We start from the raw sequence: 15504 nt of genomic DNA, 5'->3' as shown, positions 1-15504 counted from the left end.
ATGGATCACCAGGACAGCCAGCGGGGCCTGCTCGCCCAGTGGATTGAAGAGTCCAGACGCATCGTCTTCTTCGGTGGTGCCGGGGTCTCAACCGAGTCGGGGATCCCCGACTTCCGAGGAGCCAAGGGCTTCTACCACCAGGACCGGGAGATCCCCCTGGAGCAGGTCCTGTCCATCGACTTCTTCACCGTGCACCCGCAGGCCTACTGGGAGTGGTTCGCCCAGGAGAACGCCCGCGAGGGCGTGGCCCCCAACGCGGCCCACCGGTTCGTAGCCGATCTCGAGCGGGCCGGGAAGCTGTCGGCCGTGGTCACGCAGAACATTGACGGCCTCCACCAGCGGGCCGGCTCCGAGCGGGTCCTCGAGCTGCACGGCAACTGGTCACGCCTGATCTGCACCGGCTGCGGCGAGCACTTCACCCTGGACGACGTCGACAACGCCCGCTCCGGCGAGGTCCCCCACTGCCCCGTGTGCGCCTCGGTGCTGCGCCCCGACATTGTGTTCTACGGGGAGATGCTGAACAGCGACGTCATGGAGGGGGCCGTGCGGGCCATCTCGGAGGCGGATCTGCTGATCGTGGCCGGAACGAGCCTGGTCGTCTACCCGGCAGCGGGCCTCATCGACTACTACGTCGGTGAGCGCCTGGTCCTCGTGAACGCGACTCCTACGCCGTATGACTCCCGCGCCGACCTCGTCATCCGTGAGCCGGTCGGGAAAGTCTTCGAGGAGCTGGGGCGCAGGAGCCGCCGGCCCTAGCTGATCCCCTGGTCCTCGAGGTCCACGTAACGCTCGGGCGCATCGGCCGCGTTGAGGGTGGCGGCGTAGTCGGGCACCTCGCTCTGGAGGGATCGGTCGGTACGGCGGTAGCCCGACGACGGGAACGAGGGCTTCTTGGGGAACTTCATCTTGGGACGCTCCACGTGCTCGTAGGGAATGGATTCCAGCAGGTGGTGGATCATGTTGATACGCGCCTTGCGCTTGTCGGCGGACTCCACGACGTGCCAGCGCGCGGAGTCGATGTCCGTGTGGACGAACATCTCGTCCTTGGCGCGCGAGTAATCCTCCCAGCGGGGCAGGGCCTCCAGGTCAGTGGGTGAGAGCTTCCAGCGCCGCATGGGGTCGGTCATCCGCGACTTGAAACGCTTGTACTGCTCCTTCTGGGGAACGGAGAACCAGTACTTGCGCAGCAGGATGCCGTCGTCGACGAGCATCCTCTCGAAGACCGGGCACTGCTGGAGGAAGCGCCGGTGCTCCTCCGGGGTGCAGTAGCCCATGACGTGCTCGACGCCGCCGCGGTTGTACCAGGAGCGGTCGAACAGGCAGATCTCACCGGCGGCGGGCAGGTGCGCGATGTAGCGCTGGAAGTACCACTGGGTGCGCTCGCGCTCGGTGGGCACAGGAAGCGCGACCACGCGCGCGATACGCGGGTTGAGGTACTCGGTGATGCGTTTGATCGCTCCGCCCTTGCCGGCCGCGTCGCGGCCCTCGAAGATGACGACGACGCGGGCTCCGGTGGCCCTGACCCACTCCTGCATCTCGACCAGCTCCGCCTGCAGCCTCAGCAGCTCGGCCTCGTACAGGGAACGGTCCATGGTGGGGTGCTTCTTTGCCATACTTGAGTTTCGCATAGCACGTCCCCGTACGCACGGTAACCGTCAACGGAAACGACTCCAGAGGAGCCCGTCCCTCCCAGGGCCGGGCTCCTCTGGAGTCGAAGGCCTCATATGAGTCGAAGTTTCGCTCAGCCACGCGCTCGATGAGGGCCTCGAACATGTCGTCGAGCGGCACCTCTCGCTCCAGATCGTTGACCTCGAACGCGCGGATGGGCCTTTGCTCGGGATTGAAATCGGCCAGGAGAACGAAGAACCCAGCCAAGACGGCGTAGGGAAACCGGCGGTGCAAGGTGACGGCCTCATTGAGCATGCCAGCACGACGGTTCGTGAGGTTCTTCTGATAGTTCAAGGTCTTTCCATCACGGAAGAGAATGGGTTTTGACCGAGATCGCTGCGATTAAGCCAGCCTCATCGGTCGCCCACGTGACATCAACCTTCTTGGCACCGATTCCGCCAGCCATTCGTCGCTCCGTGCCGGTGGAACGGTCTGTCCTGGGATCACGAGGGAGTGGGAGTACTCCACCCATCCCTCGATTTCTCATCTCACTCGCCAGGGCGATGGCAAGGGCATCCGAGACGTTCTGGTTGAAGTTCTTCTTCGTGGACTGTGGTTCGGCGTCGTCCGCCTTGGGACCGCATGACTCGAGGGCTTCCAAGAGGCGCGACTCAAGCCTGGACACTGCGACCACGTGCCTTTCTCCGGTCAGCGAGCTGGTCCCGCGCGTCGCGGACCGCCTTGACAGTCTGGTTGCTTAGGGAGAGGTGATCGACGAGGAGGACCTCATCAACGAGTGACACGGCTGCGGTGAGGTCCCCAGCATCGAGGAGATCGGCGACGATGCCGCGGAGGCTGTCGAGAGCCGGCTTCGCAGCTGCGAGCGTCGTGGGCGACGGGGTGAGCCACTTAGCCGCCTCGCCGGGCTCCATCTTGAGGACCCCGCCTCCGTAGGCACGGCCCGTGATCTCAGCGGAGAGCATCGTGAGGGAGTTCAGCGAGGCAAGAGGCAGCAGCTCACGCCCGAGCTCGCGGTTTTCGGGGGCGAGGTAGACGCCGTGGACGGAATTGAGGTGATACGCCTTGGCCTCGTTGCTGACCATCTGGACCGTGTCGGCGTTCATGTAGGTCAGCAGAAGGTCCGCGGGCTTGAGCAGGGGAACCTGCCACCACACGCGGCGGACGCGGCACTTGTACGCATTGTCGACGCCCTTGGCAATACCGGCGTCGAGGTAGGCCCGAGCGCCGTCGGAGAGCGCCCCTTCGCGGGGGTAGAACAGACGGGTTCGCTTGCCTTGCGCACCTAGGCGTCGCATGTCCGCCGACGTCAGGGTCAGACCACGGAGGTGGTTCGACCCGGGCGGGGAGAGCGTGAGCGTCTCGCTACGGCACAGACCGGCGTCCTTGACCATGGCGGGGGTCATGGCGAAGTAGGTGTTGCGTCCGGTGACCATGCCCAGCCTGAGACTCCCCCACGTCGCAAGGGCGGTGAAGGTTCCGGCTGCCGCGGCATCGACGAGAGCGGCCGTTGCGTCAACGGAGACGACCCCACCCGACCACTTACCTGCAGGATCCGCAGGTTCCCAGGTGAGGACGGGACCGAGGTCGTCGAGGGCGTCGGCGTTGGTGACCTGGCGGAAGGACATCGTCGTGGAGGTGCCCTCGTCATAGCCGGAGGCGAGAAGGAGCACGGCCTCGGTCTCAGCCTCAGCGAAGACACGTTTAGTGAACGTGACAAGCTCGATACCGGTGAAGTGGTCGAAGAGGAACTGGCGCACCGGTGCGGCGTAGTTGGCGTTGAGCAGCTCGGCTGGCAGGACGAAACCGAGGCGGCCGCCTCGGGCCAGATGGAGGGACGACGCGACAGTGAAAGCAGCCCATGCTGAAGCGAGGCCCGAGAGCGCCACGCCGCCGCGCAGAGCTGCGGACTGGGCCTTGGCTCGTTCCCGCCCGGAGAAGTCCTGGAAGCGGATGTAGGGCGGGTTGCCGATGACGACAGTGAACCGTTGGTCCACGGGGCGGTCGAAGAAGTCACCGACCTCGACGACGGCCTTTCCACCGGCTTCCGTGACGCGCTCGATTCCGGCCTCGGCGGAGTAGGCGTGTAGCTCAGAACCCCAAACTATCGGTTCACCGTTGCCTAGATCGGCGAGACGCTCGACAGCGTGAGTGAGGAACTCGGCGTCCCCCATGGAGGGTTCGAGGACCGTGTCGCTTGAGCTCGAGATCGCCCAGTTGGCGATGAAGGCAGCGATAGCCGGCGGGGTGAAGAACGCCCCGCGGGCCTTGCGCACCTCCGGGACGTCGTCCGACGCCGTCATACTCATGGCCCCATTGTCCTGACCGCCGGGGCAACCGCCAAGACGGCGAGGCCGGCGGCGTCGAGGGCAAGCGAGGGCAAAAGTGGGGCCGGGGCGCGAGTCAAGGGCGCCGAGGCCGTGTCGGTGAAGACATGGGTGTAGTCGGCGGCGTTGAAGGCATCGAGCTGTATGCCGAGGGAGTGGTCCGCGGTGCTGACCCGCACGTAGCCAATGGTGGTCACAGGCCGATCATCCGACAGCCGGGCCCACGGGCCTGGGAGAGCCGGCTTATTGAACAGGGTTCTTGGTCGCGTGTCGCTCGGCGCGTCGCGGTGTCCAAAACGGTCAATATCAGACACTGGCTTCGAGTCGGAGGACTCCACAGCTCCCTGGGCTGGGGCAGTGCCCGTTACCTTGTTGGTGGTCACCTGCGACAGGAGCACCGATGGCTGAGCCAGCGGTGGTCGACATAATGGTTTGCCCTCAGAGCGCAGGGATCGAGGTCGGGACTCGGATCGCGTTGAGGGCCTCCTGGATGACATTGACGAGCGAGTCAGCGTCGCCCACCGAAGAAGAACCGCAGGATTCCAACGATCCCCACGGGGGTGCTTTGGCAGCAGGCTTGTTCATGTCAGCGCTGTGGACACCGGGCAGCGCAGGAGCGAGTCCGGGGTTCTCGGTGGCACAGCCCGGCGCCTCCGCCACGGGTCCGCCCCCTGCCCGCTGCCTGCGCAGGGTCCCGGAGGCCATGGTTCGACGCCGGCTCCGCCTTGAGTCTCGCCTCGAGTCGGTCTACTCCACGAGGGTCGGGCTCCACTGACCACGGGTTGTGCGTACTGCACGAAGGCCCCACCCACCCGAAGTACCCCTAACCCTCCTCCAGGAGCACCCCACCCTCGTGCAGTGCATCCAGACGACACCGGGCAGCCACCACAGTGACCGGGCCGGCCCCCTCCGACAGGCCCAAGCAGCAGCTCTCCCATCCGGCAGACCCACCCCACCAGTGTCCTGAGACGTCATGACACCCGACACTCCCAGAAGATATGAGACGACACAGCTCCTAGATGATTGATTCCAAGGGGTGTGGGTCGGTGTGGATGCTTGGGGCGGGCAGTTCCCGCCATAGCGTCCGCGCCGCACTGGCGGGCGACATGGAGCTCATCCTCCAACCTGGGTTATCGGCGTGAACGTGGTGCTTAAGATCTGACTTTGCGTTGTGATAACAACTGAAAGTCGGGGTGATTGTGGTTCTGAGCGGTAATCCGCAGAAAACCCCGGCACCTTTCGGTGCCGGGGTTCCTACCGCCGATACGGCCTTGGTAGCGGGGACAGGATTCGAACCTGCGACCTCCGGGTTATGAGCCCGGCGAGCTACCGAACTGCTCCACCCCGCGTCGGTGTCACCAACCTTAGGGGCATCCCACCCCCAAGGCAAATGGCGAGGGCGTGCCCTTGCTCACCGCCCGGTGAGGCGGATCGCAGGGCACGCCCTCATGCTGTGCTCCGAGCGGGCTCAGCCCAGCTTCTGCTGGGCCGCAACGGCCCGCTTGACGGCATCGTTGAGGCGCTTCTGCGCATCGCCGTATGCCGCCCAGTCGCCCTTGCTCCTGGCTGTGTCCGCGTCGGTCATCGCTGTCTGAGCGTCGGAGAGCGCCTGGTTGAGCTCCGCCTTCGGGTCCGAGGTTTCCGAGGCCTGCGGGGTGGCGGAGGCATTGGGCGGCGCGCTGGCCGAGGCCGTGGGCGCGGCGCTCGGGCTCGGCGAGGCCTTGGCTCCGCCATCCGCCGTCGGGTCCTTGCCATCGGTCGTCTCGTTGGTGTCATTGGCCGCGGCGGCATCGCCGTCGATGGCCTCCTGACCCGTGGTCGCCCCGGAGTTACCGCCGAAGACCTGGTCGAGGGCACCCGAGAGGGTGTCGGCGAATCCGACGTTGTCCCCGAAGGAGACCAGTACCTTGCGCAACAGCGGGTACTGGGTGCCGGACGACGACTGCACGTAGACGGGCTGGACGTAGAGCAGACCGCCTCCCACGGGCAGCGTCAGCAGGTTGCCCTTGATGACCTGGGAGCCCTCCTGGGACAGGAGGTTCAGCTCCTTGGAGATCTCCGGGTTGGAGTCGAAGATGTTCTGCACCTGCCCGGGCCCGGCCACGTTCGAGGACCGGGGAAGCTCCAGGAGTCTCAGCTTGCCGTAGCTCGGGCTGCGCTCCCCCTTCTTCCCGGTGCCGGGAGAGGTCTCGGAGTCCACGGCGAGGAAACCGGTGAGCACGTTGCGGTTGGTGTTTCCGCCGATGATGTAGGCGCTGGACAGGGAGAAGCTCGCCTGCTCCTGCCCCGGCATCTTGAGGGTCAGGTAGTAGGGGGCCTGCTGGTCCTGACTGGGCGTGGTCGGGTCGTCCGGGATCTTCCAGAAGTCTCCACCGGAGTAGAACTCCGCGGCGTCGTTGACGTGATAGGTCGCCATCATGGTGCGCTGGACGTTGAACAGGTCCTCGGGGTAGCGCATGTGGGCGATGAGGTCGGCGCTCATCTGGCTCATGGGCATGACCGTTCCGGGGAAGACCTTCTGCCAGGACTTGAGGATCGGGTCCTTGTCATCCCACTGGTAGAGCTTGACCGACCCGTCGTAGGCGTCCACGACGGCCTTGACGGAGTTGCGCACGTAGTTGGACTCCTCCGGCGCCCTGAGAAGACCGCCCTTGTTGTCGGCGGTCGCCGTCGCCTTGGCCAAGGACTCGTGCTGGGCGTATGGGTAGTTGTTCGTCGTGGTGTAACCGTCGACGATCCACATGACCCGCTTGGGGGTGGCCGGGTTGTCATCGTGATCGACGACGGCCGGGTAGGGGCTGTTGTCCAGGGTCAGCCAAGGGGCCACCTTGGCGACGCGCTTGGCCGGGTCCCGGTCGTAGAGGATCTGAGAGCCCTCGCGCACCTCCTGGGAGAAGAGGATGTTGGCCTCCCGGAACTTGGCGGCGTAGAGCAGACGGTTGAACGGGTTGGACACGCTCGGCCCACCGTTGCCGGCGAAGGTGGTGTTGACCTGACCGGTCTTGGACTCGTCATCGGGGTAGTCCAGCTCGCGCGGCGAGCCGTTGTCCTTGCCTCCCACGATGGAGTAGGACGGCGAGGACTGACCGAAGTAGATCCGGGGCTCGTACTCGCCCAGGTCGCCCTTGGAGGGGATGCCCCCCTCCCAGAAGGAGGGGTAGCCGCGGGTGGCCACCGTGTTGCCGTAGGCGTTCACGACGCCGTAGCCGTGAGTGTAGACGGTGTGCTCGTTGACCCAGGTCTGCTGCTGCTCGCCGAGGCCGGACAGGTTGAGCTCACGCACCGCGATGACCGTGTCCCGGCTGGTGGAGCCCACCTTGTAGCGGTCCACGTTGAGCCGGTTCGCGAAGGAGTAGTACTGCTTGTTCTGCTGGACCTGCTGGAAGGTCGGGGAGATGAGCCCGGGGTCCAGAAGCCGGATCGAGGTGGTGGATTCGGCGTCCTTCTCCAGCTGGCCGGCCGCCGTCTTCGTCGTGGCGTCGTAGTTGGTGGTCTCCACGTTCTCCAAGCCGTAGGCGGCCTTGGTGGCATTGATGTTGCGCTGGATGTACTCGGCCTCCTGGCGCTGGGCGTTGGGGTCGACGATGAACTTCTGGATGACCAGCGGGTAGGCGGTCCCCACCACCAGGGAGGAGACGATCATGACGGCCACACCGATGATCGGCAGGCGCCAGGAGCTGGAGCGCACCGAGGCGACGAAGAGGATCGCCACGGCCAGTCCGATGGCCGCGAGGATCGCGTTGGCGGGGATGACCGCGTTGACGTCGGTGTAGTTGGCGCCGTCGAACTTGGAGTTGGAGGCGTACAGGGCGCTGTAACGACCCAGCCAGTAGCCCACGGCCCGAATGACGGCGTACAGCGCCAGGAAGACCGCCAGGTGCATGCGGGCGGCCTTGGTGAAGTGGGGCTTGCGCACCACGGAGATACCGCCGTACAGGTAGTGGACGACGATGGAGGCCACCCCGGAGAACAGGACGACGCCGGACAGGAAGGACATGAGCGTCAGCACCGCGGGCAGGATGAAGACGTAGAAGGAGATGTCGATACCGAACTGGGGGTCCTTGACTCCGAAGGACTGGGAGTTGAAGGCCAGCAGAATCTCCCGCCAGCTGGGGGCCAGCTCCCAGGCCGAGCCGAACAGGGCCAGCACCGCGGGCACCACCCAGGTCAGGCGACGTCGCACGGGTTCGATGACGGAGCGGTAGGCCTCGAGGTTGCGCGTGGCCTCGTCGTCGGGCATCCCGATCTCGCGGGCACGGTAGGCCCTGGTCATTGAGACGAAGACGGCCCCGAACATGATGGCGAATCCCACCAGGAACAGGACGATGAGGGCGATCCACTGCGTCCACAGCACGCGGGCGTACCCGATCTGGCTGTACCAGAGGACCTCGGTCCACACCTGCGACAAGATGCCGATGGCCACGGCGATGGCCGCGATGATCGAGATGGTCAGGGCCAGGGGGCCGGGACGACCGCCGCCTGTCCTGCTGCGCGGTGCGCGGGGAGGACGGGGCCCTCCCCCGCCCATGCGCCCGAGGCCGAACAGTCCGGCCCCTTTGTCAGGCTTCCCCTGCCGGGATGAGCCGGTGGACTTGCTCGAAGACTCCTCGGGGGTTGAGTCCGGGGACTCGTCGTCGGGCCTGGTGCTCACGATCCTGCTCCCTGTCTGACGTGCGTGGTGGCGCCGCCTCGCACACGGTGAAACACGGCGTCATCGGCCGGAGGGGCCGCTCAGGCCATCGTCCCACACACCTCTGACACGCCCATAACCTTCTCCAGGATGAGATAACGCCTCGGGCGGCCACGGCGCGCCCCCTGAGTGATGAAGCCTCGTCATTGGAGGAGTCGACACCACCAGTGAGACGATGGCGGGGTGACTGACACGATGCATGACGAGGCGAGCGCCCCGGGCCCGGGTCGAGCCGCAGCCTTAGCGGCACAGGCCCTGGCCCGCGCGGTGACAGAGACGGAGACCCACGTGGCGGCCCACGGCTGGGACCAGCCGGTGCGCGTCTTCGCACTGGTGCGCACCGCCGAGGCTCTTGACGCCGACCCTGACGTGGCCGACCTCCTGGACACCGCCACCGTGGAGGAGGCCCGCACGAACCCCGAGCTGCTCATGGTGGTGGAGCAGGAGGGACTGCCGCCCGCCACGGACCTGGAGCACCTGCTGGCCCAGCTCGCCTGGCCCGACTCCGTCCACGGCGCCGCCATCAGCGTCGAGCGGCTGGTCCTGCCGCCTGCGGCCCAGGAGGAGGCCGAAGCCATCACCGATGCCGCCGAGCGTCTCGCCTTCCTCCAGGAGCGCCCGGACCGCGAGGACATCCGCATGGTGGTGGGGGTCCTTCGCGGCGGACAGTCCTGGTGCACGCTGCGCTCACGCAGCCACGACGACGACGCCTCGCTCTACCAGGGCGAGCGCCTGGTCCCCGGGCTGGTCGAGGCCCTGGCGGCGACCTTCCTATAACCGGTCACCGGGGCGGGCGAGCGCTCAACGCCGGTCTCCGGCGCCGCGCAGCCCCGCGCGTCGCAGCCCTGCGCATCTCAGACCTTGTCCGTGCCGGTTGGGTCCTGCTCGTCGGGCTCTCCGGACGAGTCGTTGTCCCCGGCGCCGTCCGAGGCGGGGTCGGCTGACTGGCCGGGCTCCGGCGAGGAGGTGTCCTCGTCGGAGGCGGGAATCCGGTCCCCGAGCCCCTCAGGGCTGTTCTCATCGGCCTCCTTGGCGCCCTCGGCGTAGCCGAGGGTCCCGTCCAGCAGGGAGGCCAGGTCGGCGTCGATCTCGGCGTCAATGTCCTGGGCCATGCGCCGCATGGTGAGGAAGTCCTTGGGGTTGGCGAGCTCGGAGGCCGTGGGCATGACATCGGGGTGGTTCCAGAAGGCGTCGCGCTCGGCGTCACCGGCCTGGGCGCCCAGGTGGGCCCACAGCTCGGCGGCCTCCCTGGCCCGGCGGGGACGGAAGGTCAGCCCGATGAGGCGGGCGAAGACCTGCTCGGCGGCGCCGCCCTGGGCCCGGCGCCGGCGCATCATCTCGGCCAGCGCCATGAGGTGGGGCAGGTGCGGTGCGGCCGCGCGGGCGGTGACCACCTCGACCCAGCCCTCGACCAGTGCCAGCAACGTCTCCAGGTCCTCCAGGGCCTCGCGCTGAGCCGCCGTCTCCTGGGGCGCGAACAGCCCGCTCTCAAGGGCCTCGCGCAGGGCGTCGGGATCATTGGGATCCACCTGGGCCACGGCGGACTCCAGGGTGTCGGTGTCGATGCGGATCTCACGGGCGTAGGCCACCACTGCCTGGAGCACCTGTCCACGCAGCCACGGCACGTGGGCGTAAAGGCGGGCTGTGGCGGCCTCCCGCACGGCCAGGAACATGCGGGCCTCGTCCTCATCAACCTCCAGCCCCTCGGCGAAGGCAGCCACGTTGGCGGGAACCAGTGCCGTGCCGGGCTCGCGGGTCAGAGGCAGGCCGGTGTCGGTGGCCCCCAGCGCCTCCTTGGCGAGCTCACCGATGGCCTGGCCGATCTGGAGGCCGAAAGCCGTGCCGGCCATGGTGCGCATGATGGACCCGAGCGCCCCCATCTGCTGGGCGGCCTGCGCCATCTCAGCCGGCATGTCCCGAATCTGCTTCTCCAGAGTGTGGGCCAGGGCAACGGTGACAGCCTCGGCCACCGGGGCGCACACGTCCTTCCACACCGGCAGCGTGCGCTCAACCCAGGTGCCGCGGCTCCAGGCCTCCCGCTGCCCGGGGGCGGGCATGAGCTCGGTGGCGGTGTCCAGCCACAGGTCGGCCACCTGAAGGGCCTGGCGCGTGGACTCGGCGACCGCGGCGGTCACCGTGGGGTCGCCGTTGCCACGCGCCTGTTGGAGGGCCAGCTCCTGCCCCATCTGCCAGTTGACCGGCTCGGTGGTGGAGGCGGAGAACATCTGCTGGAACTGGGCCCGCATCGCCAGCAGCTGGGCGGGACTGAGCTGGGAGACGTCCCCCACACCCGGCATCTGAGCGATGGAGCTGGGATCCACCCCGGATGAGCGAAGGGCGCTGACGGCGTCGGAGGCCATCTGCTCGCCGAACAGTGATGCGAGCATCTTCTCGAGCTCGTCGAAGGCGTCCTCGCTCACGGGGGTTTCCTCTCGCCGGGTCATCCTTGGGCATCGTCCGGGCCGTCTGGGGCGCCTGGACACTGTCGCTAACGGCCTTATGGTCGCATCCATTCCGGTGCCAAGGCTATGTTCCGTTCGCCGACGGCGTGCCCGCACCGTCCCGGTCGGGCCCAGGTCTTCTCCGTGTCGGCACTGTGTCGACTTCGTGCCGGGTTCGTGCCGGGTTCGTGTCGATATCTGTCCGTCTTCCCCAGGAAGATGTCGCATGATGAGCGCGTGACGCACCCAAACCAGCACGACGCCGCCGACGCTGCAGGCTCAGCCGCCCCAGACAACACCCAGCCGGTGCGGGAGCATGAAGGCGACCGGCTCGACCAGGCCGGGCACTCCGAGGCCCCGCACACGCAGCCCTCCCGGCAGGACCGGCGTCGGCGCAGGCTGCGGCGCTCCGTGGCGGTCGGGGCGGTCCTTGTGGTGGTGGCCCTCATCGTCGCCGTCTTCACGGTACCGATCAACGTGGTCATCGAGGCCCCCGGCCCAACCTGGAACGTGCTGGACAACGGTTCGTCGTCGAGCCAGGACGTCCTGAAGGTCTCGGGAGCGGAGACCTACCCGACCGAGGGAGCCCTGCGGATGACGACGGTCTCGGTGTCGGGCTGCCCCGGCTACCCGGTGACCACGGCCGACCTCATCGCCGCCTGGTTCTCGGCGGACAGGCGGATCGTGGACCGCAACCAGGTGTGCCCCCAGGATCAGAGCGCCGAGCAGGTCGAGGAGACCGGAAAGGCCCAGATGACCGCCTCGCAGGACTCCGCCGTCATCGCCGCGCTCGTGGAGACCGGCAAGGCCGGCACCATGCACCTGACCGTCACCGAGGTGACCAAGCAGCAGACCTCAACGGAGATCCAGGCCGGGGACGTCCTGGAGACCATCACCCCTGAGGGCGGCCAGACGACGACCATCACCTCCTTCTCCCAGCTGCGAGACCTCATGACCACCATCGCCGAGGGCACGCGAGTGACCCTCGGCGTGCGCCGCGGCGATCAGCAGGCGAGCGCCGCACTCACCACGATCGCCCCGCAGGAGGGGACGACCGGTTCCCTGCTGGGCCTGAGCCTGAAGATCTCGGTGGACAGCAAGGTGGACGCCACCTTCAGCCTGTCCGATGTCGGCGGGCCCAGTGCCGGCATGATGTTCGCCCTGGGGATCGTTGACGAGATCACCCCCGGGGCCCTGACCGGGGGCAAGGACATCTCCGGGACCGGGACGATCGACATGACTGGGCAGGTCGGTCCCATCGGCGGTATCCAGCAGAAGATGGCCGGCGCCAGAAAGGCGGGCTCCACGTTCTTCCTGGCCCCGGCAAGCAACTGCGACGAGGTCAAGGGCCATGAGCCCAAAGGCATGCAGGTCTTCGCCGTCAGCACCCTGCACGAGGCCGTCACCGCCACTCAGGCAATCGCGTCGGGCGACACCTCCGGCCTGGCCACCTGCTCAGCCAAGTGACTCCTGTGGGACCGGCATTCGGCCGTGGACAGTTATCCACAGGCCGGCAACTGCCTCTGGCGGCTTGGGCGCGCCCCGTGCCACTGTCGCCCTGTGTCCTGACGCTCTCGCCAGGACGTCGAGCTCCTGGTGCCCCTTTCGGGTTCCGGGAGGACTGAGAGGAGGCACGATGCGTGTACGTGGTGGGTGCGCCATCCTGTGGCGCCAGCAGGGCGTCAGCCAGATCGGGACGAGCCCCGGACGGCGCACCATTGTCAGCGACCTGAGCCTGGCCGAGCAGCGCCTGCTCGATGAGTTCGCGCGCAACCTGGAGAGCGCAGGCGTCTACCGGGCCGCCCGGCGCAGCCGGGTGCCGGTGACGCGCGCGCGTCAGATCGTCGCGGACCTGGAGCGACAGGGGGTGCTGGTGGCCTCAGCGACCAGCGAGCTCGGTGGGGCCGACGGTGTCTACTGGGATCGGCTGGGAGCTGATGTCAAGGGCCGAGGCGCGGTCCTGTCCCAGTCCGTCCTGGCCATTCACGGCGTGAGCACCCTGGCTCAGGAGGCTGCCCTGTGGCTGGCGGAGGCCGGGGTGGGCACGATCCTGTCCACCCGTTCCCCGCAGGACGGGGGCCTGGCTCCGCTCCTGTCGGCGCGCTTCCCGGCCCTGAGGACGCGGGCGCCGTTGCGCACCCGTCCCGATGTCATGGTGACGGTGGACGCGCACGTGGTCGAGCCGCTGCTCGCGCGCCGGCTCGCTCAGGAGGACGTGGTGCACCTGCCGGTCGTCGTCGGCGAGGCGGGGGTGCGCATCGGCCCGGTACTCAACGCTCAGGGTCCGTGCTCGACCTGCCTGGACCTGTGGGAGAGGGACGCTGACCCGTGCTGGCCGGCGCTGGCCACGCAGATGCGCACCCTGCCCATGCCCGAGGTCGAGCACCTGGTCCTGCACGAGGCCGCGGCGTCAACGGCTCGGGCCGTCATCGACACGCTGGTGGGCGGGGCATCCGGGGCCGACGGCGCCCAGGACAAGGCCGAACCGGGCGGGGAGGCGAGCGAGGGCAGCGGGGGCTCGGCCATGTGGTGGTCCACGCACTCGGTGGAGGTCACCGGCCAGGAGCCCCGGGGGCGGCACAGGGCCTGGGAGCGTCACCCCGAGTGCCTGTGCTCGCAGCTGTGAGCGCCGTCGGGCAGGATCTCGCCTGGCCGCTCAGTCCCCGGACTCGAAGTCACGCAGGAGGGCCAGGACCGGCCCACCGTAGTCCTGGAGCTTGGTGGCGCCCACGCCGCGGATGAGGGAGAGCTGGGGCAGGCTGGTGGGTTTGACGACGGCGATGTCCCGCAGGGTGGCGTCGGCGAAGACCGTGTAGGCGGGCCTGCCCCTCTCCTTGGCGACCTGGGAGCGCCAGGCCCGCAGCTCCTCGAACAGGGCGATGGTGCGGGGGTCGTTGTTGGCCTCGAAGTCTGCGGCGGACTGCCGGGAGCGTTCCTTGGCGCTGCGGCGGCCCTGGCGCCGGGAGGCGTCTGTGGCATCGTGGCCGGTAGGCCACAGGCCGTCCAGGAAACGGGAGGGTTTGCGGGCGGCCCGCCCCCCGGCGTTGCGGGCGCGCGCGTAGGAGATGATGAGGTGCTCGCGCGCGCGGGTGACGCCGACATAGAGCAGGCGCCGCTCCTCCTCGATGGCGGCCTGCCCCTCGGCCAGGGAGATCGGCAGCAGCCCCTCGCAGACGCCGGCGAGGATGACGGCGTCCCACTCCAGGCCCTTGGCGGCGTGCAGGGAGGACAGGGTGACGCCCTCGACGGTGGGGGCGTTCTGGGCGTCGGCGCGCTCACGCAGCTCGGTGTGGAAGGCATCGAGGTCGGCGCCGCGGGTCTGGGCCATCTCATCGGCCAGGGCCACCAGGGCGTTGAGGGCGTCCCAGCGTTCGCGCACGGCTCCGCGGGGGGCGGGCGGCTCCTCACTCCAGCCCTCGCGGGACAGAACGGTGCGCACGTCCTGGCCGAGGTCACCGGCGAGGGTGGCCTTCTCGGTACGGGCGGCCCCGAGGATGACGGCCATGGCGCGTTTGACCTCCTCGCGTTCGAAGAAGCGCTCGCCGCCGCGCACGAGGTAGCCGATCTGGGCTCCGGCCAGGGCCTGCTCGAAGACCTCGGACTGGGAGTTGGTGCGGTACAGGATCGCGATCTCGCTCAGGGGGACCCCGGCGGCCTGCAGGCGGCGCACCTGGGCGACAGCTCCCTCGGCCTCGGCGATGTCGTCGTCGTAGGTCTCGAAGCGCACGGCGGGGCCGCTGGGTCGCTGGGCGACCAGCTCGACGGCGCCGGCGGGCAGGTGCAGGCCTCCGCCTCCGCGCCGCGAGCGCGAGAGGACCTGGTTGGCCAGGGAGACGACCTGCGGGGTGGAGCGGTAGTCGCGGCTCAGGCGCACGGTGCGTGCCCCCTCGTAGCGGGTGGTGAAGCCGGTGAGGAAGGTGGGCGTGGCCCCGGTGAAGGAGTAGATGGTCTGGGAGACGTCCCCCACCACGCACAGCTGGCGGCGCCGCCCCAGCCACAGGTCCAGCAGGCGCTGCTGGAGCGGGGAGACGTCCTGGTACTCGTCGACGACGAAGTGCTTGTACTGGCCGCGCACCTGGGCGGCGACGTCCTCGCGGTCCAGGAGGATCCCGATGGTCAGCAGGAGCACGTCCTCGAAGTCGATGACGCCGCGCTCGCTCTTGGCCTCCTCGTAGAGGGACAGGACCTGGGCGACCGTGGCCGCCTCCTGCCCGGCCACGCCGGTACGGCCGGCGGCGACGGCGGCCTGAGCGTAGTCCTCGGGCAGGGTCATGGTGACCTTGGCCCACTCGACCTCGGCGGCCAGGTCCCGCACGGTGGCCCGGTCGGTGGGCAGGCCCAGGCGGCGGGCGGCGGCGCCGACCAGGGGTGCCTTGTGGGCCTGAATGTCGGGGCGGCGCCCGCCGATGGCGGTGGGCCA

At 68.3% G+C, this 15504-nt stretch carries 10 protein-coding genes and 1 tRNA gene; 4 read left to right on the top strand and 7 right to left on the bottom strand.

Features of this window, described 5'->3' with window-relative positions; genetic code table 11:
• Nucleotides 1-756, top strand: coding sequence for an NAD-dependent protein deacylase (locus tag BKH20_RS04220; RefSeq protein WP_075390059.1), 756 nt, complete (start codon nucleotides 1-3; stop codon nucleotides 754-756).
• Here BKH20_RS04220 and ppk2 read toward each other — a convergent pair.
• From ppk2 to BKH20_RS04190, 5 genes are all read right to left on the bottom strand, one after another.
• Nucleotides 753-1592, bottom strand: coding sequence for a polyphosphate kinase 2 (gene ppk2, locus BKH20_RS04215; RefSeq protein WP_075390058.1), 840 nt, complete (start codon nucleotides 1590-1592; stop codon nucleotides 753-755). The genes BKH20_RS04220 and ppk2 overlap by 4 nt on opposite strands.
• 687 nt (nucleotides 1593-2279) lie before the next feature.
• Nucleotides 2280-3935 (bottom strand): Eco57I restriction-modification methylase domain-containing protein, encoded by a 1656-nt coding sequence (locus tag BKH20_RS04210; protein ID WP_218638148.1) that lies wholly within the window; start codon nucleotides 3933-3935, stop codon nucleotides 2280-2282.
• The gene (locus BKH20_RS04205) at nucleotides 3932-4150 is read right to left on the bottom strand and encodes a hypothetical protein (RefSeq protein ID WP_075390056.1); all 219 of its coding nucleotides are present in this window, start codon (nucleotides 4148-4150) and stop codon (nucleotides 3932-3934) included. The genes BKH20_RS04210 and BKH20_RS04205 overlap by 4 nt, the downstream gene beginning before the upstream one ends.
• A gap of 1075 nt (nucleotides 4151-5225) precedes the next feature.
• Nucleotides 5226-5302, bottom strand: a tRNA-Met gene (locus tag BKH20_RS04195).
• 119 nt (nucleotides 5303-5421) lie between these two features.
• Nucleotides 5422-8604, bottom strand: a complete 3183-nt coding sequence (locus BKH20_RS04190; RefSeq protein ID WP_075390054.1) for a UPF0182 family membrane protein — start codon at nucleotides 8602-8604, stop codon at nucleotides 5422-5424.
• A 234-nt stretch (nucleotides 8605-8838) separates the two neighbouring features.
• Between BKH20_RS04190 and BKH20_RS04185 the strand changes: the two genes are divergently transcribed.
• Nucleotides 8839-9420, top strand: coding sequence for a PPA1309 family protein (locus BKH20_RS04185; protein ID WP_075390132.1), 582 nt, complete (start codon nucleotides 8839-8841; stop codon nucleotides 9418-9420).
• Between the two features lie 77 nt (nucleotides 9421-9497).
• Here the strand turns inward: BKH20_RS04185 and BKH20_RS04180 are convergent, their stop codons facing one another.
• Complete coding sequence (locus tag BKH20_RS04180) at nucleotides 9498-11063, bottom strand: zinc-dependent metalloprotease (protein ID WP_075390053.1); 1566 nt, start codon at nucleotides 11061-11063, stop codon at nucleotides 9498-9500.
• A gap of 258 nt (nucleotides 11064-11321) precedes the next feature.
• Between BKH20_RS04180 and BKH20_RS04175 the strand changes: the two genes are divergently transcribed.
• The gene (locus BKH20_RS04175) at nucleotides 11322-12551 is read left to right on the top strand and encodes a YlbL family protein (RefSeq protein WP_075390131.1); all 1230 of its coding nucleotides are present in this window, start codon (nucleotides 11322-11324) and stop codon (nucleotides 12549-12551) included.
• 169 nt (nucleotides 12552-12720) lie between these two features.
• Complete coding sequence (locus tag BKH20_RS04170) at nucleotides 12721-13710, top strand: hypothetical protein (protein WP_075390052.1); 990 nt, start codon at nucleotides 12721-12723, stop codon at nucleotides 13708-13710.
• Nucleotides 13711-13740: 30 nt separating this feature from the next.
• Here BKH20_RS04170 and BKH20_RS04165 read toward each other — a convergent pair.
• Nucleotides 13741-15504 (bottom strand): ATP-dependent helicase (locus BKH20_RS04165; RefSeq protein ID WP_075390051.1); only part of this gene is annotated, 1764 nt, incomplete at its 5' end.

This window comes from Actinomyces oris (assembly GCF_001937445.1).
Lineage (GTDB): Bacteria > Actinomycetota > Actinomycetes > Actinomycetales > Actinomycetaceae > Actinomyces > Actinomyces acetigenes.
The sequence above is the reverse complement of the archived record's forward strand: the minus strand, read 5'-3'. Positions and strand labels throughout refer to the sequence as shown.

What these genes read in the sequence shown, in the direction of transcription:
- BKH20_RS04220 (WP_075390059.1), top strand. Translation starts at nt 1, where the DNA reads ATGGATCACCAGGACAGCCAGCGGGGCCTGCTCGCCCAGTGGATTGAA.
- BKH20_RS04170 (WP_075390052.1), top strand. Translation starts at nt 12,721, where the DNA reads ATGCGTGTACGTGGTGGGTGCGCCATCCTGTGGCGCCAGCAGGGCGTC.
- BKH20_RS04185 (WP_075390132.1), top strand. Translation starts at nt 8,839, where the DNA reads ATGCATGACGAGGCGAGCGCCCCGGGCCCGGGTCGAGCCGCAGCCTTA.
- ppk2 (WP_075390058.1), bottom strand. Translation starts at nt 1,592, where the DNA reads ATGGACCGTTCCCTGTACGAGGCCGAGCTGCTGAGGCTGCAGGCGGAG.
- BKH20_RS04210 (WP_218638148.1), bottom strand. Translation starts at nt 3,935, where the DNA reads ATGAGTATGACGGCGTCGGACGACGTCCCGGAGGTGCGCAAGGCCCGC.